The organism is Leifsonia sp. ALI-44-B (assembly GCF_001984125.1).
In the GTDB taxonomy this organism is placed as follows: Bacteria; Actinomycetota; Actinomycetes; order Actinomycetales; family Microbacteriaceae; genus Okibacterium.
On sequence record NZ_MTQL01000007.1, the window covers coordinates 421,979 to 442,806 of the forward strand.

Below are 20,828 nucleotides of genomic sequence, written 5' to 3' on the forward strand. Positions count from 1 at the left end.
CGCTCACTCTAGGCCCGCCCGGCGTCGTTGCGCCGTGTCAGCGGGGTGCATGTGCCGTTGCGCTAGGTCACCGGCGCGCGCGTCCTGACGACGACCCTCGCAACAGGAACGCGCCGGCTATGACCGCACTCGCGGCAAAGACGGCCAGGGCCGCGGAGAATGGCGCTGCGCTACCTGTTGCAGGCAGTCGGTCGTCCGCTGACGGCCGCGGCGGGATGTCGGCCCCGCCGCCCCCGGGGTCGCTCGCCGGCGGGGAGGAAGGGAGCGCGGCCGGGGCGGATGAGGTCGGAGCAGCAGTCGGGGTGGGTGCAGCCGTTGTCGTCGGCGTGGCGGTGGGCCTGGGCGTCGCGGTGGGCGTGGACGTGGGTGACGGAGCGACGGTCGGCGTGGACGTCGCCGACGGCGATGGTGTCGGCGAGGACCCGTCATCCGCGGTGCAACTCACAAGCGACGCGAACGGGAAGCTGTGCACCTCACGCGTCACGGGGCCGGGCGGCGCCGGCGTTCCGTGCGTGAACCGCGCCGCGATCACATTGCCCTCAATGTTCTGCGTGACCTGCCAGTTGAGGTGGGCGTTGGGCGCGTAGAGCGTTCCCTCGATGCTGTCGCCGCCGGTGACGGTCACGGCGCTCGACTCAGGGAAGTTCCAGAGGATGAACGGCGCCTGATCCGAGCTGATCCCCGCCAGGTTCGGCACCGTTCCCTCGAAGCTGTCGCCGAGCACGTTGACGAGCAGCGGGGTGGTCAGGGTGGGCTGGTTCTGAAACGAGATTTCGGTGAGCGACGCCAGGTCTGCGGCCGGGATGTTGAGCACGTTCGTCTGGCCGGGCGTCAGGGTGAGGCGCCCTCGCGTGCCGGGCGCGATCGGGGTCCCGAGAGCCGCGCCTGAATCGTCGGTCAGCGCAACGGTCGCCGCGCATTGCCCGAGCTGCGCCGTGAGGCTGCGGTATGCGTCGAAAGCCCCGGCGATGTCGATGAGTCCCGCGTCGACGGGAGCGGCGATCTGCGCGGGGCTCTCGGTCACGGTGCCCTCGATACGAGGCACACTGCCATAGGACGCACCCGGGCTCACGATGTTGTAGTTCACGACGGCATTGTTCTGGTCGCGGTCATACGCCGAATACGAGGCGGTGTCGCCGATCTTCGCGTATCCACCGTTGAGGATGCGCAGGATGTTGCCGCCCGCCGTCGAGAAGTCCACGCCGCCCTCGACGTAGAGGTAGGTGGGTGCTGCATCCCCGGGCGCCGTGAACGTGTTGGGGAACCGGCCGGCCGCCGCGACGTTGTAGGTCGAGGCGAAGCTGAGGTCGCCGCCCGCGGCTACCGTGCCCTCGGCTTCGTCGGCGTTCAGCGCGATATCCCCCTCGACGAAGACCGTGAAGCCGCTGTTGGCCGGATGACCGCTCACGGGCACGCGCACGGGATTCACGGGCCCGACAGCGACGGGTGCCGCCCACGCCGCCGGATCACCGGCCGCCAGGGCCGCCGCGGCACCGCCCCCGATGATGCTTCCCACCAAAACGATCCCCGCAATGCGCCGTGACGCCCCCGTTGTCATTTCTCCGGTTTATCAGCCATTTCCGGTCAGGGGAAGGCTCTTGACGGGAGGCCGCCAGCGCGTCATATTGGCTTTCCAGCGACGCCAGCCCGCGCGTGCGTATTTCGCATTCACAGCTCGCCCGACACAGGAACGACATCCCAATCCCAGTAGTCGTGCCGAAAACTTAAGTACTCCTCAGCATTGCTCGTGAGGATGCTTCATTTCTACTCTGTAACTCAGACAGGGGTGAAAAGAGGGTTTCACTCCACGCAGGCAGTCGGCTTTCTCGCCGAAGTGCGCATGTCCCGATCTCGTGGATCGCGTGGTGCCTCTGTAATGCGCCCCGATCTATCTGACCGTGCGATCCAGGGGGCCGCAGGTGGCTTTCCGACGCATGAGCGGCGTTCGTCGCGCTCCAGACAAGCGGGTCTCACGTCTGCGCCGAATCGGCACGGCCGCCGCCGCGACATCCGCCGTCGTTGCGCTGACCCTGGGCCTCATCGCCCCTGGGGCGTCGGCCGCCACCGTGTCAGCCACCGCACAGGCGCGGCCCGCAGCGCCGTCGACGACCCTCAACGCATCCGCTGACGCCACCGTCGCCCAGGCACTCGCGCCGAGCACGGCATCGCAGCAGACGGCGCTGGCGCGCGCGGCATCCACCGTTTCGCTCCTGGCCGCGGGTGTGCCCGAGGCGCCCGCGCAGCTGTGGCTCGAGGACTTCGAGGCGAGCACGCCGCCCGCGCAGCTCGGCACCTACGCCGCGAACCGCTACACGGCGGCCGCGTTCTGGCTGAACTACTCCAACTGCAACGGCGTGCTCCTCAACTACACGGTCACGTTCCCCGCCACCGGATACTGCGGAACGGCCGTCGAGGTCGTCACACGCAACCAGGTGCGCCGCCTGGCCGACGTCCTCGGCCAGTTCCGCCTCGGCGTCGTCGGCAGCACGAGCAACACCGCGCCCGTCAACGGTTCGACCACCGGCACCGCGGGGTCCCAGGCCAACCGCGCGCTCGTCGAGCTCACCACGCTGGGCGGCACCACGACGGCCAACCAGACGCTCATCGAATCGGTCGCGCCCGTCGGACTGTCGGCCACCGCCGAGCGCTACTACGCGGCATCCATCGACGTCGCCGAGGACTCCTGCTCCACGCGCCCGCTCGGTGCCAACAACAACTCCCGGCTGGATGTCGCACTCGTCGTCGGCGCGACGGCGACGAACCTCACCACGGCGCCCATCATCGCGTGCAACACGCCCGCCGGCCGATACACCTCCCCCGCGCTGACCGGCGGTTTCGGCTCGGAGACCGCGGTGCGCGCCGGCCGGTTCTTCACCGACACGGCCGTGCGTCTCACCCCCGCGCAAGCCGCACAGGCACGCATCCGGGTCAGCAATGAGATCTCGGCGTCGGCCGGCAACGACTTCGCGGTCGACAACCTGCGCATCGTCGACGCGACCCCGAGCCTCGACAAGGCGTTCTCGACCGACCTGACCACCACGGGCACGCCGACCACGCTCACCTTCACCGTGACGAACACGTCCGAGCTGGCGGCCAAGAACGACTGGAACTTCACCGACACCCTGCCGCAGGGCCTCGTCGTCGCCCCCACCCCCGCGGTCGGTGGCACGTGCACCAACGTCACGGGCACGGCATTCGGCGTGCAAGCCGCGGCCGGCGCCAGCTCGATCGTCGTCACGGGCGGCGACCTCGCCACCAACGCCGCCAGCTGCACCATCACCGTGGATGTCGTCGCCACCGCCCCCGGAACGTTCACCAACGGCCCCGCCAACGTCGCGACCGTGCTGAACGCCCCCGAGGCCGCCACCCTCGTCGCCGAGGCCCCGGCCCGCATCACCATCCAGAAGAACGTCGCGGGCCGCGCCGTCGTGGGCGACCAGTTCCGCCTCGCCCTGAGCCTCGGCGCCACCGAGGTCGCCAGCGTCACCACGACGGGCGCCAACACGGGGCTGCAATCGGCCCAGATCGGGCCCATCAACGTGACGCGCGGCAGCGTCTACACGATCTCCGAATCCATCGTCTCGACGGCCACGCTTAACACCTATACGACGGGCTATCAATGCCTGCGCGGCACCACCACGATCGCCACCGGCACCTCGATCTCGGGGCCCATCACCATCCCCAACGAGGCCGGTGCCGAGATCGTCTGCACGTTCACCAACACGCCCCAGGCCGCATCCCTTTATTGCGACGGCACCTATTACTACGCGGTGCGCACCAACGGCTCGATCGCCCAGGTCAACGCCACGAGCTCGGCCGCGCCGACGCAGCTCTACGGAGCCGTGACGGGTGCGACCGACATCAACGCCCTGGGCGTGAACGGCGACGGCACGAGCGCCATCGCGATCGACCGCACGGGAACGAACGCGGTCAATGCCAGCGGCGTCGTCAACTACACGATCGTCAGCGGCGCGCTGCAAGGAAACCGTACGGCGTTCACGGGCACGCAGGGGTCGTTCCTCGACCGCTCGGGCGCCGCGCTCGACGGCACCATCATCGCGGGCGCCGTCGACCCGCTGAACGGACGATTCGTCGTCGGCAAATCGGCGGTCGGGTCCGTGCGCCTGTGGGAGTACACGCCCAACGCGCTCAACAACGGCAGCCGCTTCCTCTACCTCGGGCAAGTCTCGACGGGCACGGCGGCCGGCGAGAACGGCGACATCTCGTTCGATGCGCAGGGCAACCTGCACATCGTGCAGACGGCGGCCGACTCGAGCAACGTGGGCATGTTCAGCGTCACGCGGGAGTCGTTGCTCGCGGCATCGGGTGGAACCATCCCCTCGAGCGCCACCACGCGCCGTGCGCTGAGTGGCACCGACACGGGCAACGCGCTGACCGCCGTGAACGGTGTGGCCTTCTCGCCCACGGGAACCGTCTACCTCGGCAACGGCACCACGGCCTACCAATTCGACCCGCTCACCTGGACCCGCGTGCCGAACAGCCCGCGCGCGACCATCGGCACGACCGCGCCGAACACCGCCACCGACCTCGCCGCCTGCACGTCGCCGTCGACGATCTCGCTCGAGAAGAACGTGGTCGGGCGCGTGAACGCGGCCGACCAGTTCCGCATCGCCCTGTCGGCCGGGTCGCCCCTCACCGAATCGACCGTGGCCACGACGACCGGCACCGCGACCGGTGTGCAGAGCGCGCGCATCGGCCCGACACCCGTGCAGATCAACACGTCGGTCACGATCTCCGAGACCATGGCGACGGGTTCGGTCTCGCCGCTGACCGCCTATACGTCGGTCTATGAATGCTGGGCCGACGGCGTGCGCATCTTCACGGGCACCGACAAATCGGCGGCCATCACCATCCCGAACCGTCTGAGTGTGGGCGTGGCCTGCACGTTCTCGAACTCGCCGGCGCCGTTTGCCACCGTGCGCGTGACGAAGGTGGTCGAGGACTGGAACGGCGCCAACCGCACACCCACGGCCGGATGGACCATGACGACGACGGCGGTGGCGAACACCGGAAGCACCGTCAGCGTGCTGCCGTCGCGCAACCCCTCGCAGCAGACGGGAGCCGACGGTTCGGCCACGTGGCAGGTGCTGTTCGGCGCGGCATCCCAGCGCGGGCGCGTGACCGTGGCCGAGACGACGCAGACCGGTTTCCGCTACCAGAGCCTGGTGTGCACCGTGAACGGCGCCGCCGCGGCCACCACCGTGACGACCGTGGGCACGCAGGTGCGCGGCGCCGTGAACGTGGATGTCGCACCCGGCGCGGCCGTCGACTGCACGTACACCAACCGACCGACCGCCACGCTCACGCTCGTCAAGAACGTGTCGTTCGGCGCGGCGGCACCCTCGGCCTGGCAGCTGAGCGCCACGCGCAGCCAGGCCACGGCCCTGGCCGGACCGACCGGGGCGGGCGGAAGCGGCACCCTCAACGCCGTCCCCGTCTCGGCCGACACCCCGTATCGCCTGTCCGAAGCGGGTGGACCCGCCACCTACGTGCAGGTGGGCAACTGGGCGTGCGTCACCGCGACCGGCACAGCCGTTCCCGTCACCGCGGCCGGCGATGTGACCCTGATCCGGGCCTCGGATGTCACGTGCACCGTGACGAATGCGACGGCCGCCATCACGCTGCTGAAGAACGTGCAGAACCCGTCGACCGGATTCCAGCCCTCCACCTGGAACCTGACGGCCACGCCCGCCGCCCTGACGGGGCTCGGCGCGACCACCGTTCCGGGCGCCGACTACTCGGCGGCGAACGGCAACGCGGCGAGCACGTTCGCCGTGCGGCCGGGGCACAGCTACACGCTCAGCGAGGCCCTCGCGCAGAGCGGCACGCGCCTCGCCTACCAGCAGCTGCGCCTCGAGCTGCGGCAGCCGAACGGCACGTGGACCCCCGTGACCTCGCAGACCATCACGGCCCCGGCGGCCGGGCAGACGGCGACCTATCGCTACGTCAACGCGCCCGTCTCGCCCCCCATACTGCCCCTCGCCGGGGGCCCCAGCACGGACGCGTTCGTCATCGGCGGCATAGCCGTTTTGACGCTCGCCCTGGCTCTCGCGGTCTGGCAACGACGCCGCCGCACGCGAAGGAGTGCGATGTGAAGCATTGATCACACTGCCTCGACGCCTTCGTCCCTGACTTTCAATTTCACCTCACGCAATTTGCTTTCCGATTTTCAAGCTTTTACAAGTCACTCTCATCTCTGACAGGAGCAACAATGTCCAGGTCCATCACCCGGCGGGTCACCGCCGCGATCGGCGCCCTCGTCTTGGCGGCCGGCGCGGCGTTCGTGGCCACGGCCCCCGCCCAGGCTGTCACGCAGCCCGGAAACATCAACCCCGACCAGCCCCGCAGCCTCACGGTGCACAAGTTCGCGCTCGGCCCCAACAACGGCCAGAACGCGGGCACCGGCCAGGAGCTGCCCTCCACGACCAACCTCGGCACGCCGTTGTCGGGCGCCGTCTTCACGGCGACGCAGGTCGCCGGTGTCGACCTCACCACGCCCGAAGGCTGGGCGATCGCCAACAGCCTGAGCCCGCAGTCGGCTTCGACGCGCCTCACCGGCACGCCGTACACGTCGACGCCCTCCGCCGCGAACGGCACCGCCACCTTCCCGACGACCATGCCGCTCGGCCTGTTCTACGTGCAGGAGACCGTGCTGCCCGCCGACGCCACCAACCCGACGGCACCGTTCCTCGTGTCGCTGCCGCTGCCCACCGGCCCGTCCGGCGCCCCGGCGAACCAGTGGATCTACGACGTGCACGTCTACCCCAAGAACGCCGTCACCGAGACCACCAAGACGCGCGTCCCGGCTCCGGCCAACTCGGCTGAGGCTCGCAACCCCGACCTCATCCGCTGGGCGATCGCCGCGAGCATCCCCACCCTGGCTGCCGGCGACGCGATCACCGCGTTCTCGCTGACCGACTCGGTGCCGGAAGCGCTCGTGTTCCCGACGACGCCTCCCACGGGCGTCTCGCCGACGACCGTGACGGTCACGAGCCCCGCGGGCGTCGCGCAGAACTTCGCCCTCGGAACCGACTACACGATCACCAACACCGCGGCCACGCCGACGGCCGAGGGCACCTCGGTGCTCACGTTCACGGCATCCGGTCTCACGCGTCTGACCACGCTGCAGGGCGGCCTCGTGTCGTTCAACGTGCTCACGCGCGCCGTGTCGATCCCGCCGAACGGCCTCATCACCAACACCGCAACGGCCAACATCAACGGCGCCACCGAGACCATCTCGGGCACCACCCCGATCGGCCAGCTGACGGTGTCGGCGTTCGAAAGCAACAACGGCGGCCCGCGCACCCCGCTGGCCGGCGCGGTCTACCAGGTCTACCTGAACCAGAACGACGCCAACAACCAGCAGAACCCGATCTCGATCAACGGCAGCACCAACTGGACGACCGATGCAACCGGTTTCGTCGCCATCCCGATCATCACGCCCGGCAACTACTACGTGCGTGAGATCACCCCGCCGGCCGGTTACAACCTGCCGCAGAGCAACCCGGTCCAGGCCGTGGTCGTCGCGGGCCCGACCTCGACGGCACCTCCCGTGCAGAACTACGTCGAGTTCAACCACACCCAGGTGTCGGCAGCGAACTTCCTGCTGCCCTTCACCGGTGGTGACGGTGGCGTCTGGTTCGGCATCGGCGGCGGCGCGCTCCTCGCGATCGCCCTCGGCGCCGCGGTCATCGTGTCTCGTCGCCGCGCCGAAGCCGGTGCCGTCGCCGAGCAGACGCCCGTCGCAACAACGACGTCCGCGTAGTCTGACGTGATGCACACGAAGGCGGGGAGTCCTTCGGGGCCCCCGCCTTCGTCGTCCCCAAATACAGCCCCGGATGCGTCGCTCGACGCGTCTTCCGGTGCCCCTCTGGCCACGCGACGCAGCCTGCGGGCGGCCCGACGCGCGAGTCGCCGTCCCGGCCGCTGGCGGATGTCGTGGGTCTCCCTCGTCATCGCCCTGATCTCGGTGCTGGGCGCAGGCCTTCTCCTGTTCCCCACCGTCGTCTCGTGGTTCAGCCAATACGAGCAATCCCAACGCATCAACGGCCTGACGCAGGATGTCTCGGACCTCGGCACGGCCACCCTGCAACAACAACTCCAGCGCGCCCGCGAGTACAACGAGAACCTCGTCGGCGGAGGCGCCAACCTCCTCGCCAACGAGCGCCTACCGGTCGCGGACGCACCCGACCAGACCGGCCAATACGACGACATCCTCAAGGCCGACAAGGCCGGCCTGATGGCCCGCCTCAAGATCCCGGCCATCAACGTCGACCTCCCCGTCTCGCACGGAACCGGCCCCGATGTGCTCGAACACGGCGTCGGCCACCTCGAGGGCACCGCTTTCCCCGTTGGCGGCGCGTCGACCCGCTCGGTGTTCACGGCCCACCGCGGCCTCGCCACCGCCGAACTCTTCACCCACCTCGACCGCGTCACAGAGGACGACACCTTCACCATCGAGGTCTTCGGCGAGGTGCTCGTCTACCGCGTCATCGACACCCGCATCGTCGAACCGACCGACGGCCAGAGCCTCTTCCCGGTCGACGGCCAAGACCTGGTCACGCTCGTCACCTGCACGCCCCTCGGCGTCAACAGCCACCGCATCCTGGTCACGGGCGAGCGCGTCATCCCCACCCCCCAATCAGACCTCGACGGCGCGGGCCAACGCCCCGACATCCCCTCGTTCCCCTGGTGGGCCCTGATCGCCGCGGGCGTGCTCCTCACGGCCACCGCCTACGTTTGGCACTCGGGCCGCCCGCCGCGCGTGCGCCCGGCTGCGCTATCCGTTGAGGCTGCGGCTGCGGCTGCGGCTGCGGCTGCGGCCCAGGACAACGTCGAGCCCGAGCAAAAGTAGCGACTCGCCTCGCCCTAAGGGATCGTCGTGCCGCGCGCGACGAGCCGGCAGTCCGTGCGCTCGATACCAGTCGGCAGCGGCGACCCGTCGATCGCGGCGAACAGCAGCTCGGATGCGCGGCGGCCCAACAGGTCGAGGTTCATGTCGACACTCGAGATGGGCGGATTGGTATCGGCCGTGATCAACTCCCAGTTGTCGAAGCCGATGAGGGCGACATCCGTCGGCACCCGTCTGCCTCGCGCGTGCAGGGCGTCGAGGGCGCCGCGCGCGATCTGGTCGGAGTCGCAGATGACGGCGTCGATCTCGGGATGGGTGTCGAGCAGCATGAGGGTGGCGCTGCGGCCCCAGCGTTCAGTCCACTCCCCGTAGTCGGTGCGGTGCGCGAGCGGCACCCCCGAAGCCGTCAGCGCGGCATCGATGCCGAGAGCCCGGTCGCGCGCCGCTTGCGCCGTCGGCAGGCCGCGCACGTGCGCGATGCGGCGCCGGCCGGTCGAGAGGAGGTGTTCGGCGGCGATGCGCCCGCCCTGCACATTGTCGGGCGTGAGCGAAAAGTCGGTCGGATCGTCTGAGGGCGTGTAGACGTAGGCGACGGGGAACGGAAGTGCCGATCCGAGCGAGCGACGGGCGTCGGTGAGGCTGCCAACGACCATGAGCGCGTCGACCTGTTTGGCGGCGAGCGTGCGCACGTGTCGCTGCTCGCGGATGGCGTCGCCCCGAGCATCGCTCAGCAGCACCGAAATCTCGTCGGCCCCGAAAGCGTCTTCGGCGGCCATGAGGATGGGCAGGCTGAAACGACCTTCGAGGTCGGATGTCAGCAGGCCGACGGTTCCGCTGCGCCCGCGGGAGAGACTGCGGGCCATCGCGTTGTGCTCGAAAGACAGCGATCGCGCCGCCTCGTGGACGCGCGTCTTGGTCGCTTCGCGGACCTCGGAGCGGTTGTTCAGTGCCTTCGAGGCCGTCGCCACCGACACCCCGGCCAGACGCGCCACATCGACCAGCGTGACCGCTTTGCTGCGCCGCATCCAAAACTCCTCGAAAATGTTTTGTCGCCGTTCGACGGCGCCACATCCCCGCCAGCCCCGTGGGGTTTCCAGAGTAGCGGACCTCTCGCGAGCACCGAAGAACCATCCGCAAAATCTCAACTCTTGAAACCGCTTTCGTTTTACATTACGGTAACCAGATCGACTCATTGCCGACACTGTGGTGGGCTTCGATATGTGACATAGCACAAGAGCGTGCGGTCGCCGTGGGTCGTTCGACTCATCGCATCGCTGCGAATGAACGAACGAAAGGATGCGCGGTGACCCTGACCAGTGCACGATCAACCGGCCCCCTCGCCACACCGCGCCGAGCGCGCCGCCGGCCCCTCGATGCCGACGCTGCGAGCTTCACGTCGGGCCTGCACGCATCCTGGCTGCGTCGCAACGTCGACGCCTCCCTCCCCCACGGCATCGCGATGCTCGAAACCGCCGGCAACCTCGACAACCTGAGGCGCCTCGCCGGTGAGTCCGATGCTCCGTTCCGCGGGCAGCTCTTCGCCGACAGCGACGTGTACAAGACGTTGGAGGCGATCGCGTGGCAGGTGGGCGACGCCGAGGCGCAGCATCCCGAACTCATGCGGTTCTACCGCGACACCGTCGGCCTGCTCGAACGCGCCCAGCGCGACGACGGCTATCTCGACTCGGCCTACCAGCTCGGCGAGGGCGACGCCGGGCCCTGGACGAACTTCACCCACGGCCACGAGCTCTACTGCCTCGGGCACCTGCTGCAGGCGGGCATCGCGGGGTATCGAGCTCTGGGCGACGACCGGTTGCTCGGCGTCGGCATCCGCTTCGTCGACCTCGTGATCGACCTTTATGGCGGGCCCGAATCGGACGTGTACTGCGGACATCCCGAAATCGAGACGGCCCTCGTTGAGCTGTATCGCACGACGGGTGACGAGCGTCACCTCGATCTGGCCGAAGCGTTCATCCGCCGCCGGGGAAGCGGTTTCATCGGCGAAGGCGTCTATGGCGCGCAGTATTACCAGGACGACACGAGTGTTCTCGACACCGACATCATGCGCGGCCACGCCGTGCGCGCGCTCTACCTGAACGCCGGGGTCACCGACCTCTACCTCGAACGCGGCGACGAAGCCCTGCTCAACGCCATGAAGACGCAGTGGGATGACCTGGTCGGAAAACGCCTCTACCTCACGGGCGGCACGGGCTCGCGGCACCGCGACGAGTCGTTCGGCGACGCCTACGAGCTGCCAAGCGAACGCGCCTATGCCGAGACCTGCGCTGGAATCGCCCTCATCAACTGGGCGTGGCGTATGCACGTCGCCACGGGCGAGTCCCGCTACCTCGATGCCGCCGAGAACGCGCTCTACAACGTGGTGTCGGCCGGCATCTCGGTCGACGGCCTGTCCTACTTCTATAGCAACCCGCTGCAGAGGCGGCCCGACCACGGCGCCAGCCAGGAGGAATCGAGCGGTCGCCGCCTGGCTTGGTATAGCTGCGCATGCTGCCCGCCCAACCTCATGCGCACGTTTGCGTCGCTGCAGAACCTGCTCGCGACCTCGGGCGGCGACACCGTGCAGGTGGCCAACTACGCCGCGAGCAGCATCCGTCTGCCGCGCATCGACGCCCCTGGGGCGACCTCAACCGATGAATCCTCGGATGCCGCAGCCGCCGTGCTGCACATCGACACCGATTACCCGGCCTCGGGTTCGGTGACGCTGCGCTTCGACGAGGCCTGGGCGGGAACGCTGGAGCTGCGGGTGCCCGAGTGGTCCCGCACCGGGGGGCGGCGAGCGCGGCTCACCGTCGATGGCGAGCCTCGTGACTCCGCCTCAGCGAACGCCCCCGTCGACTCGGGGTGGCTCCGCGTGGAGGGGCCCTTCGCGGCCGACACCGCGATCCGGCTGGAGCTCGACGTGAGCCCGAGCCTCGTGTTCCCGCATCCGCGCATCGACGGCCTGCGCGGAAGCGTCGCGGTCCGACGCGGGCCGCTCGTCTACTGCGTCGACCAGACCGACAACGCCGTCGACATCGAGACCGTGGATGTCACAACCGACGCGTCGGTCGTCGAGGTCTCGGGCAGCGAGATCGTCGGCGGCTTCGGGCCCTTCCTCGGCATCGACGCGCTGCGCACCCTGCCCGATCCGGCGGCCGTGAGCCTGTATTCGAACACCCCGGAGCCGATTGCCGGGGCATCCCCCGAAGCCGCTGCATCCGGCTCATCCGGCTCATCCGGCTCATCCGGCTCATCCGGCTCAATCCTCCCGTCGCACGCTGAGAAGGCGCGCCTGATCTTGCGCCCCTATGCCCTCTGGGGCAACGGGCCGGCACCCGCCGCCATGCGCGTATGGATGCCCCGCGCCTCGGTCCCCGCACGCCCGATCCCCACAGACCGCACCACCGCATAACCCCGCACGACTATTTCCTGCACCACGACACCCCGCACGACGACTCCCGCTCCACCGCACGACGACCCGACCCCCGCCGGGCCGCTCCCACCTTTCAGAAGGAGAAGTGACGCACCATGAGGCACTCAAGAACAACGCTGTTTCGCCTGATCGCGCTCGGCACCGCAACGGCTGCCGCGTTCTCGTTGTCCGCCTGCAGTTCGGGTGGTGGCGACGCCGACACCCTGACCGTCTGGACCCGTTCCGACGGCGAGGTCTACACCAAGCAGCTCGCCGAGATGTACGAGAAGGCCAACCCCGGTCTCACGGTCGATGTGACCGTGCTGCCGAACTCCGATGTGCAGCAGAAGCTGGGCTCGGCGATCAGCTCGGGCAACCCGCCGGATGTCGTGGCCATCGACGTCGTGAAGGCGCCCTACTTCATCAACGCGGGCGCCTTCCAGGACCTGACCGAGCGCATCGACGGACTCGACTACGCCGACGACCTCCTGCCAGCCCAGGTCGATGCCGGCACCTTCGAGGACAAGAAGTACACGTCGCCGTTCACCGCCGACACCTCGGTGCTCTACTACAACAAGGATCTGTTCCGTCAGGCGGGGCTCGACCCTGAGGCGCCTCCGACCACCTGGCAGGAGTTCGCCACCGCGGCCGACAGCATCGGCGGTCTCGGCGACGACATCACCGGCTACCACTACTCCGCGGGCTGCGGCGGGTGTGCCGCGTTCGCCCTCGCCCCCATGGTGTGGGCGTCCGGCGGCGACTTCATCGACGCCGACAGCGGCGCGTTGAACCCCGACGCCACGTTCACCGACCCGGTCGTCACCGAGTTCATCGAACTGCTCAACGGCATGGTGGCGGATGGCGGCATCACAACGGCCAGCCAGACCGACGGCGGCGAGAACTATGGCGGCGCGTTCGAGAACGGCAAGCTCGGCATGGTCGCGAGTGGTTCGTTCTACCTGAACACGCTGCAGTCGTCCGATCTGCCGTTCGAGATGGGTGTCACGCCGTTGCCCGGCAAGAATGCCGGCGAGATCTCATCCATGGTCGGTGGCGATGTGCTCGCCATTCCCGAGGGCGCCAAGAACGGTGACGCCGCCTGGGACTTCGTGAAGTGGGCGACCGGGGATGACGCGCAGAAGTCCCTGGCCGAGAGTGGTTTCACCCCGGTGCGCACCGACCTCTACGAGTCGGACTACAGCTCGAAGGGACCGGAGCAGGCCGCACTCGTCGAGGCCGCGCTGCAGGGTCAGGTGCCGTACACGGTGTCGTTCAACGCGCTGTTCAGCGACCCGAACGGCCCCATGGTGAGCCTGATGCAGGCCGGTGTGTTCGGTGACGATGTGGATGCCGCATCCGCCGCCGCGCAGAAGACCGCCGAGCAGATCGTCACGCAGAACGCCACGGAATAGCCGACGACGAGTTGATGGAGCAGACATGACCGAGACCCTCAGCACGCCGGTGACGCCGTCGCCGGACACGTCGCGCCGCGCGTCTTCGCGTGTCCGCTCCATCTCTCGTGGGCCTCGACCCGGAGGGGCGGCCGGTCCGTCCCTCCGGGAGCGCCGGCTCTCGCGCACCGGCCTGCTGGCGGTGACACCCGCGCTACTCCTCACGGCCGTGTTCTTCGTCGTGCCCGTCGCGCTCATGGCCTGGATGAGCCTGCACAAGTGGCCTCTTCTCGGCCGCAGCACGTTCATCGGCCTCGACAACTACGTGCGCGCCTTCACAGCCGACGACACGTTTTTGCGTTCGATCGGCTTCACCCTGATCTATACGGTCGTCATCACGCCGATCCTGTTCGTGGCGGGTCTCGCCCTCGCGTTCTTCGTGCGGCGGCCGTCTCGCGCGAGCACGTTCTTCCGCACCATCTTCTTCACGCCCTATGTGATCGGTTTCGCGGCGGCCAGCTTCCTGTGGCTGTGGTTCACCGACCCGAGCGCCGGTTCGGTGAATGCCATCCTCACGAGCCTCGGCACCGAGGTCGATCAAACCTCCTGGTTCGTGGAGCAGTGGCCCGCCCTCATCAACGTCATCGTCATGGTCACGTGGAAGGTCGTCGGCTTTCAGATGATCCTGCTGCTCGGTGGCCTCAACAGCGTTCCGGAGGATGTGCTCGAGGCGGCGCAGATCGACGGGGCCGGGTGGTGGAGGCGCCTCACCGGAATCATCCTGCCGCTCATGAAGCCCACGATCATCCTGGTGTTGGTGTTCTCGATCAGCGGCTCACTGCTCGCCTTCGAGCAGTTCTTCCTCATCACGAAGGGTCGCCCCGACAACGAGACGGTCACGGCCGTCTATTGGATCTACAACGTCTCCTTCACCAAGTTCGAACTGGGCTATGGCGCCGCATTGTCGGTCATCATGCTCGTCCTGTTGCTCATCGTCGCGGCCGCGCAGATCCGCCTTCTGAGAGGACCCAAGAATGGCTGAGCCCCGATCGGATGCGTCAGCTCCGGCCTCGTCGTCCACCGCTGTGGTCGCTCCCCCGGCTGCGGCCATCGCGGCCATCAGCCCGACTCCGGCCGCGTCCCTGCGTCGCAAGCGGGGTCGCGGAGCCGTCGGCGTCTGGTGGTGGGTGGGCGGCATCGTGCTCGTGTCGCTCTTCGCGTTGCCGCTGCTTTCTGCAGTCACGGGCAGCCTCAAGTCCCCCGCCGAATTGCAGCAACGCCCGGCCACGTTCTTTCCGCAGACGCTGAGCGGCGACGCCTGGTCTCGCCTGTTCGACCCCTCGCAGGGCACCCTCACGGGTCTGGCGAACAGCCTGGTCGTCGCGATCGGCACCGTCGCACTCACCGTGGTGTTGTCGACCCTCGCGGGCTACGGTTTCGGCCGCTTCCGTTTTCGTGGAAGCACCCTCCTGTTCGGCGTCGTGCTCGCGGGCATGATGATCCCGTTCAGCGTGCTCCTCACCCCGATCAGCGTGGTGTTGCGCACCCTCGGCGTCAGCAACTCCCTGCTCGGCCTGGTGCTCGTCTACACGACCTACCAGTTGCCGTTCTGCATCTTCATCATGCGCAACGCCTTCGCGGCCATCCCCGACGAGATCGAAGAGGCGGCCATGATCGATGGATGCTCGCGCCGCATTGTCCTGTTGCGCATGTTCGTGCCCCTCGTCGTGCCGGGCATCGTCACGGCCGCGATCTTCGCGTTCCTCAACGCGTGGAACGAGTTCCTCGGCGCCCTCGTCCTCCTGTCGGACCAGGCTCTCTTCACGCTTCCCGTCGTCCTGCAGACCAAGCAGATCGGTCAATTCGGCAAGGTCGACTGGGGCCTGCTCGACGCGGGTGTCGTCGTCTCGATGATCCCCTGCCTGCTCATCTTCTTCCTGCTGCAGCGCTACTACGTCAACGGCATCTTCAGCGGCGCGGCGAAGTAGGGGCCGGGGTAACCTGACCGTCGCGCCGCGCGGCGAGCGCCACGACGTAGAGCGGGAGCAACGCATAGATCGGAGCGAACGCGATCGCACCGAGAATGGCCGGACCCGTCGGCTCGGCATGCCCCAGATTGATGGCGATCAGCGCGACCCCCACCCCTGCGCTAACTGCCGTCAGGAGGGCCGCGGTGAACAAGGTGCCCTTATGTGCGGCTCCTCGATCCCTATCGATCGCCGCCGTGACGGCCAGAACGAGGCCCACGGCGGTCAGCAGGACGACCGGGATGAAGAAGGCCCAGAGAGGCTGCGTGTTGGTCACCTCTGTGCCCGACCATTGCACATCGAGGGCGCTCGGCAGAGGCATCCACGCGATGAGCACCCCCGCGGCGATGAGCGTCGGCACCCCGACGAGGATCGCCGCAACGATGCGCCATGCCTTCACCATGACACCCGAGTCTAGGCGGCTCGCGCACAGCCGCCGACCTGCGCGACCACTTCGATCATCACTGGAACCTCATCTCGCCGTCGGTCCGTCGCCCCGGCCATGCACTGGTCTGGCGTTCGTCGGCGGCTCGCCAACCTCATCCACGGTGTGGCCGGTGCACGCCATCTTGGTCACGCTAGCCCGCTTGATGCGCGACACTGTGAACCAGCGCATCGCGTCGCGCATCCGGCACCACCCGACGAGGTACCACTGGCCGTTCGTGGATGCGAACAGCACGGGCTCGACGTCGCGCGTGGTCGTGACCCCGGACTGCGCGGTGTAGCGCAGGCGGACGACGCGCTGCTCGGCCATCCCCTCCTCCAGCGCCGAACGGATCGCACGCGAGGGCGACGGTGGCGCATCGACCCAGACGCGGCCGGCGAGCTGCTCGGCGCGGGCGCGGGTGCGGGGGTCGAGGACATCCACGATCTTCTGGATGCCCGCTGCCGCCAGATCTGAGTAGGGGGCATCGCGCGCGGCCGACACAGCAGCCATGAGCGCCACCGCCTGCTCTGCCGACAAGCTGACCGGCGGCAGAGATGCACCCACCGCCAGCCCGTAACCACCGCCGGGCCCGGGTCGCGACCAGATGGGCGAGCCGCTGCGTTCGAGGGCGGCGAGGTCCCGTTTGACGGTGCGCACGGACACGTCGAACTCGCGCGCCAACCGTTCGGCGGAGCTGCCGCGCGTTCCGTTGCGGCGCAGCATCTCGGACAGCGCGTGCAACCGCTCGGCGCGCTTCATCGCCGCTGCCGTCGCTGCCGCTGGCGCTGACGCCGAGAAATGTTCGAGTTCATGACAGAAATAGTGACACACACCTGCCCGGAGCGAGCCGGAGGATGGTGTCATGACAACACAGAACAGCACCCCGGCCATCATCCTCATTGCCGGCCACTGGCTGGGCGCGTGGGCTTGGGATGACGTGCTCGAACACCTGCGCACCGACACGTCTCGCGTGGTCGCCCTCACCCTGCCCGGCCTCGACCCCGACGACCCCGACCGCGCCACCCGAACCCTCGACGACCAGGCCGCAGCGATCGAACACACCCTCGCCCACCTTGAGGTCTCGACCGACCAGCCAGCGACGCTCGTCGCTCACAGCGGGGCGAACGGTCCCGTCAGCCTCGTGCTCGACCGCCACCCCGAACTCATCGGCCGGATGATCTGGGTCGACTCGGGCCCGATGGCCAACGGCACCGCCTTCGCGCCCGACTTCCCGGAGGAGCTGACCGAGCTTCCGCTCCCACCGTTCGACGTCCTGGCCCAGCAGGCGAGCCTGGAAGGCCTGACCCCCGAGATGCTCGACCGTTTCCGCTCGCGGGCGGTGCCCGAACCGGCGCCGGTGCTGCACCAGATCGTTGAGCTCACGAACGACGCCCGCCACGCCGTCCCGACCACGCTGGTGTGCTGCTCGATCTCAAGCACGCAGGTGCTGGAAATGGCGCGCGCCGGTCACCCCATGTTCGCCGAGGTCGCGCATCTCGCAATCGTCGACGTCATTGACCTACCGACCGGCCACTGGCCGATGTGGAGCCGTGCCGTCGACCTCACACGCATTATCGACGAAACGGCGCGCGAATCAGCTGATCTACACGACTGCGCGTAGGCACCCCGCACGAGGGCCGAAAGACAGCCCTCTCTCGCAGGTCGGTTATATTCACCCCAGGAGCAGCCGCCTTCGACTGCCATCGATATGTAACTTCCGCGAATGTGTCATTGCTTCACCGCTATCAAGGACCGCTCTCACTCGATTTCCTCAGTCACTTGGCCGAATATTCAACGTCATTGGCAATGCCGTCTTCGTGGACGCCCGATATTGGACGAGCGTGTCGTGTCAAACTTGCAGTCTGATCATCAGCAGAGCCCTTTCAGGCTAAAGGCAGCGAGCCGATAGGAGGAATGTGAACACACCAACCGATCCGACCACCGAACTGCTAGCCGCCATTTTGGTAGCGGTTGTAACTGCAACCCTTAGCCTCTTAGCCTTCTTCGTTCAATCCGTATTCCGAGCTCGAAGTGCCCGAATAGAAACCCAGAGACTTGGCTTCGAATCGATCATGCGCACCGCATACGCGTGGGCCCGCGAGCGTGCCTCATCGCCATCTAACCGTGCGCATTTAGATCTCGGAGTATTGGCAGTGAGCCTTCCGAGCCGGGCCTTCGTCGTAACCGAATGGCTAAAGCTCAGATTTGCTGATCTTGAAAGCCGCTACTCCACTTCGACGCCGTTCGACGAATCGGGACTTCTCGATGATCTGACCAGGATCGGCTCGACACTTCACAGCTGGAACGTCGGCAATATTCGCGACAAAGATCTCGCTATGACAGTCGTTGCGCTGGGATACGACGATTCGTACATGCAAAGCGGGTTCGAACGCTTTCGCTTTGCGCAGAGATTTACCAGATCGCAGCGCCTAGTGTTCCTCCTTCTTTGTATCGACCGATATAGCCAGCGGCTCGTTAGTGCGAGTAACGCTCTTCGATGGTGGGAGGCTTTGGTGATCTACCGGATCAATTCGTTCCTAACCCCGCCCCCCACGTCAATAGTCGGAACTATAGCCCTTGGCTTCCTGCCGAGGCGCTACGTGCAGTGGACTGCTTCCTTCTCCGAGAGCGTTCGCAACCACTTCTTCGACCATGGCTTTCTTCTCAAGCAGAAGATTCTAGACAATGTCGTGGACGGCTCTGAGTATCACGGTGCCGTGTATCTCTATCTAAGGACGCTGGAGTACGACCGCTAGCTCCGCCTGATTTCACCGTCCGAAGATTGGCGTGACATTCGAGGTGGGCTCCGCCCTTTCAGCCAGGCCCAGGCTTTGCAGGCGGCGCTTCGGCTTGCGCTGCCCTTGTAACAGCGGAGAAACGAACTTTGGCGGCCAATAGCCGATTTCGTCGCTGAGGGCTGAAGCCGAGCCCTCGGGCCCATATGCCGTTTCAATCATCTTCCCGACAAGCCACGGAGCTTCAGGCTCGCGTTCAGTGCTTCCCGGTTCCTCAACGCGCCAAGTCTTTCCGGTCTCCGAATTTCGCCTCGCCGACAGTTGCTTATATAGACCCGACCGCAACTCAGCGCCCACCAAGCCCAGACGGTACGCGCGCTCAATCAGAGCCGCGAGCGAAACCCCCCATTTTCGCTTCAGCGGCATCAGGTTCGCCAGAGTCACCCTTCCGGGCCAATCCATCCGGAACCCCCTCGCTGGCATAAGGAAGGCAGATCCAAACGCAAAAGCTTCGTCCTCGGCGTTTTCTGGGACGTGCCAACGGTGCAGCACTAAATGCCCAAGTTCGTGTGCCGCAGACATTCGTATTCGCTCCCACGAGTTTGTTTGCCTAAGAAGCACAAGGGGGCGATCGAACTGCACTCCTGTCCATAACGACACAGCGTCGTGCTTAGCCGCACCACGAACGTCGAATGGCGCACAAAGCACGGGCACCCCGGCTCGCTCAATCGCGCGAATCACGTGAACCACAGGCTCATCGACATCAATTCCAAGCAAACGCCGTACCTCGTCCGCGGATTGCTCTGGGCCCGGCGTTACCTCGAATGTCGGAACAAGAAGCGGGATTGGCTTGATGTGAAGGGAAACCACCTCGAGCAACTCGCTAGCCACGCGCGACCACACTTCGATCGCTTCTTCATCGAATTTCGTCATACTTCGTTGGGCGCGAAAACGAAGACCATTCGAGACGGCATTGGCACTCGGCGCCACCGTGAAAAAACGCGACTCGAATCCGTACAAGGTACCAAGTTGTCTGAGGAGATTCTCATCGATACTCACTGTCGACGACGACGTTTCGAGCCGCGAATACCTCACGCGGGTGATGCCTAGATGATCAGCGGCTTCGCTAGAGCGGAGACCGGCCAACAGCCGTGCATCACGGACTCGAGCGGAAAAGACGTCCAATTCACGCGGACGAAGTTCCTGACTCTGCACTTTCTTCACCCTCAATATCATTGATTTCAGTTACTAGTTCGTGGGAAGAAGCCTCGTTGCGTGGTTCGACGACACCATCGAGAGCATCCTCATCGTTGAGGTCAAGGACGAGAGGAAGGATTCGCTTAACCGGCCCCATCGTGTCTAGCTCCGGAGACTTGCCCGTCACCCTTTCCGCCGAACCATCATAGATTGCGACTTCGTCAATCCATTCGCACGCCCAGCCAAACTTCGCTTCGCTAGTTATGACTTGGGCAACGATTAGTCGAGCAAGCCGACCCTCACGCACCGAATAGAAGATGTACGGCTTTCCCGGCTGGTCGAACAATTCCGCATTTTCGAAGTCAAAGACCCCGGATGCAGCCAGGTGTCCATGAGCAGGGCGGTGCAGGATCTTCGGGCGGAGTGGGCTCCCTTCAATGCAAACCTGCATTGAGTCAGCCTCCCGAACACGAACCGACATGCCCGTCTCGATCAAACTTGGAGCGCCTTCCGCGGTCATCGCCACACGCTCACGCACCATTGCGTGGAAGAGCTGGGGATTTATTCGCCCCTGCACCTTCTCTTCGCGTTCCTGGGTGACAGCCCGAATTGAGCCGTCGATAATGCGAGCCAACGAAGTCAGTCCGCCGCGGGCGTCATTTACGTATGTCGCAAGGTCACTCTGAAAATGTGCCATATGTGAAATATATCACGCGAAATACACATCACTCAAGCACCATCTTTTCTCATCCCTCCGGCACTCGCAC

The 20,828-nt window shown here is 66.6% G+C and carries 15 protein-coding genes; 9 read left to right on the top strand and 6 right to left on the bottom strand.

Annotated elements, in window-relative coordinates; genetic code table 11:
- Nucleotides 1-67: 67 nt before the first annotated feature.
- Complete coding sequence (locus tag ALI44B_RS08990; protein WP_238592232.1) at nucleotides 68-1,516, bottom strand: choice-of-anchor A family protein; 1,449 nt, start codon at nucleotides 1,514-1,516, stop codon at nucleotides 68-70.
- Between the two features lie 418 nt (nucleotides 1,517-1,934).
- On the opposite strand from ALI44B_RS08990, the gene ALI44B_RS08995 reads away from it, so the two are divergent.
- The 3 genes from ALI44B_RS08995 to ALI44B_RS09005 all read left to right on the top strand — a co-directional run bounded on the left by ALI44B_RS08995 (nucleotide 1,935) and on the right by ALI44B_RS09005 (nucleotide 8,875).
- A complete protein-coding gene (locus tag ALI44B_RS08995; RefSeq protein WP_077054385.1) occupies nucleotides 1,935-6,116 on the top strand; it encodes a beta strand repeat-containing protein in 4,182 nt (1,393 codons plus the stop codon).
- Between the two features lie 116 nt (nucleotides 6,117-6,232).
- Nucleotides 6,233-7,786, top strand: coding sequence for a SpaH/EbpB family LPXTG-anchored major pilin (locus tag ALI44B_RS09000; RefSeq protein ID WP_077054386.1), 1,554 nt, complete (start codon nucleotides 6,233-6,235; stop codon nucleotides 7,784-7,786).
- A gap of 168 nt (nucleotides 7,787-7,954) precedes the next feature.
- Entirely contained in the window at nucleotides 7,955-8,875 is a 921-nt protein-coding gene (locus tag ALI44B_RS09005) for a class C sortase (RefSeq protein WP_083709797.1), read from the top strand.
- Nucleotides 8,876-8,889: 14 nt separating this feature from the next.
- Here ALI44B_RS09005 and ALI44B_RS09010 read toward each other — a convergent pair whose 3' ends face one another.
- Nucleotides 8,890-9,897 (bottom strand): LacI family DNA-binding transcriptional regulator, encoded by a 1,008-nt coding sequence (locus tag ALI44B_RS09010; RefSeq protein ID WP_077054387.1) that lies wholly within the window; start codon nucleotides 9,895-9,897, stop codon nucleotides 8,890-8,892.
- Between the two features lie 278 nt (nucleotides 9,898-10,175).
- Between ALI44B_RS09010 and ALI44B_RS09015 the strand changes: the two genes are divergently transcribed.
- The 4 genes from ALI44B_RS09015 to ALI44B_RS09030 all read left to right on the top strand — a co-directional run bounded on the left by ALI44B_RS09015 (nucleotide 10,176) and on the right by ALI44B_RS09030 (nucleotide 15,663).
- On the top strand, nucleotides 10,176-12,284 hold the full coding sequence (locus ALI44B_RS09015) for a glycoside hydrolase family 127 protein (RefSeq protein WP_083709798.1): 2,109 nt from the start codon (nucleotides 10,176-10,178) through the stop codon (nucleotides 12,282-12,284).
- Nucleotides 12,285-12,400: 116 nt separating this feature from the next.
- Complete coding sequence (locus tag ALI44B_RS09020; RefSeq protein ID WP_083709800.1) at nucleotides 12,401-13,696, top strand: ABC transporter substrate-binding protein; 1,296 nt, start codon at nucleotides 12,401-12,403, stop codon at nucleotides 13,694-13,696.
- A gap of 25 nt (nucleotides 13,697-13,721) precedes the next feature.
- Nucleotides 13,722-14,717 carry a carbohydrate ABC transporter permease gene (locus ALI44B_RS09025; protein WP_238592172.1) on the top strand — a complete coding sequence of 332 codons (996 nt, stop codon included), beginning with the start codon at nucleotides 13,722-13,724 and terminating at the stop codon, nucleotides 14,715-14,717.
- On the top strand, nucleotides 14,710-15,663 hold the full coding sequence (locus tag ALI44B_RS09030; protein ID WP_083709801.1) for a carbohydrate ABC transporter permease: 954 nt from the start codon (nucleotides 14,710-14,712) through the stop codon (nucleotides 15,661-15,663). The genes ALI44B_RS09025 and ALI44B_RS09030 overlap by 8 nt, the downstream gene beginning before the upstream one ends.
- On the opposite strand, the gene ALI44B_RS09035 is transcribed toward ALI44B_RS09030, so the two are convergent.
- Together ALI44B_RS09035 and ALI44B_RS09040 are read right to left on the bottom strand one after the other, a co-directional pair.
- Complete coding sequence (locus ALI44B_RS09035) at nucleotides 15,644-16,105, bottom strand: hypothetical protein (protein ID WP_077054389.1); 462 nt, start codon at nucleotides 16,103-16,105, stop codon at nucleotides 15,644-15,646. The genes ALI44B_RS09030 and ALI44B_RS09035 overlap by 20 nt on opposite strands.
- Nucleotides 16,106-16,174: 69 nt before the next feature.
- On the bottom strand, nucleotides 16,175-16,888 hold the full coding sequence (locus tag ALI44B_RS09040) for a helix-turn-helix transcriptional regulator (protein ID WP_077054390.1): 714 nt from the start codon (nucleotides 16,886-16,888) through the stop codon (nucleotides 16,175-16,177).
- 103 nt (nucleotides 16,889-16,991) lie between these two features.
- On the opposite strand from ALI44B_RS09040, the gene ALI44B_RS09045 reads away from it, so the two are divergent.
- Nucleotides 16,992-17,750, top strand: a complete 759-nt coding sequence (locus tag ALI44B_RS09045) for an alpha/beta fold hydrolase (protein WP_077054391.1) — start codon at nucleotides 16,992-16,994, stop codon at nucleotides 17,748-17,750.
- A 295-nt stretch (nucleotides 17,751-18,045) separates the two neighbouring features.
- Nucleotides 18,046-18,885, top strand: a complete 840-nt coding sequence (locus ALI44B_RS09050; RefSeq protein ID WP_143459148.1) for a hypothetical protein — start codon at nucleotides 18,046-18,048, stop codon at nucleotides 18,883-18,885.
- A gap of 12 nt (nucleotides 18,886-18,897) precedes the next feature.
- Here the strand turns inward: ALI44B_RS09050 and ALI44B_RS09055 are convergent, their stop codons facing one another.
- Together ALI44B_RS09055 and ALI44B_RS15900 are read right to left on the bottom strand one after the other, a co-directional pair.
- Nucleotides 18,898-20,088, bottom strand: coding sequence for a helix-turn-helix domain-containing protein (locus tag ALI44B_RS09055; protein ID WP_179100244.1), 1,191 nt, complete (start codon nucleotides 20,086-20,088; stop codon nucleotides 18,898-18,900).
- Entirely contained in the window at nucleotides 20,051-20,758 is a 708-nt protein-coding gene (locus tag ALI44B_RS15900; RefSeq protein ID WP_143459150.1) for a hypothetical protein, read from the bottom strand. Before ALI44B_RS15900 ends, ALI44B_RS09055 begins: the two co-directional genes overlap by 38 nt.
- Nucleotides 20,759-20,828: the final 70 nt, after the last annotated feature.

What these genes read in the sequence shown, in the direction of transcription:
- ALI44B_RS08995 (WP_077054385.1), top strand. Translation starts at nt 1,935, where the DNA reads ATGAGCGGCGTTCGTCGCGCTCCAGACAAGCGGGTCTCACGTCTGCGC.
- ALI44B_RS09000 (WP_077054386.1), top strand. Translation starts at nt 6,233, where the DNA reads ATGTCCAGGTCCATCACCCGGCGGGTCACCGCCGCGATCGGCGCCCTC.
- ALI44B_RS09005 (WP_083709797.1), top strand. Translation starts at nt 7,955, where the DNA reads ATGTCGTGGGTCTCCCTCGTCATCGCCCTGATCTCGGTGCTGGGCGCA.
- ALI44B_RS09010 (WP_077054387.1), bottom strand. Translation starts at nt 9,897, where the DNA reads ATGCGGCGCAGCAAAGCGGTCACGCTGGTCGATGTGGCGCGTCTGGCC.
- ALI44B_RS09020 (WP_083709800.1), top strand. Translation starts at nt 12,401, where the DNA reads ATGAGGCACTCAAGAACAACGCTGTTTCGCCTGATCGCGCTCGGCACC.
- ALI44B_RS09025 (WP_238592172.1), top strand. Translation starts at nt 13,722, where the DNA reads ATGACCGAGACCCTCAGCACGCCGGTGACGCCGTCGCCGGACACGTCG.
- ALI44B_RS09030 (WP_083709801.1), top strand. Translation starts at nt 14,710, where the DNA reads ATGGCTGAGCCCCGATCGGATGCGTCAGCTCCGGCCTCGTCGTCCACC.
- ALI44B_RS09035 (WP_077054389.1), bottom strand. Translation starts at nt 16,105, where the DNA reads ATGGTGAAGGCATGGCGCATCGTTGCGGCGATCCTCGTCGGGGTGCCG.
- ALI44B_RS09040 (WP_077054390.1), bottom strand. Translation starts at nt 16,888, where the DNA reads ATGAAGCGCGCCGAGCGGTTGCACGCGCTGTCCGAGATGCTGCGCCGC.
- ALI44B_RS09045 (WP_077054391.1), top strand. Translation starts at nt 16,992, where the DNA reads ATGACAACACAGAACAGCACCCCGGCCATCATCCTCATTGCCGGCCAC.
- ALI44B_RS15900 (WP_143459150.1), bottom strand. Translation starts at nt 20,758, where the DNA reads ATGGCACATTTTCAGAGTGACCTTGCGACATACGTAAATGACGCCCGC.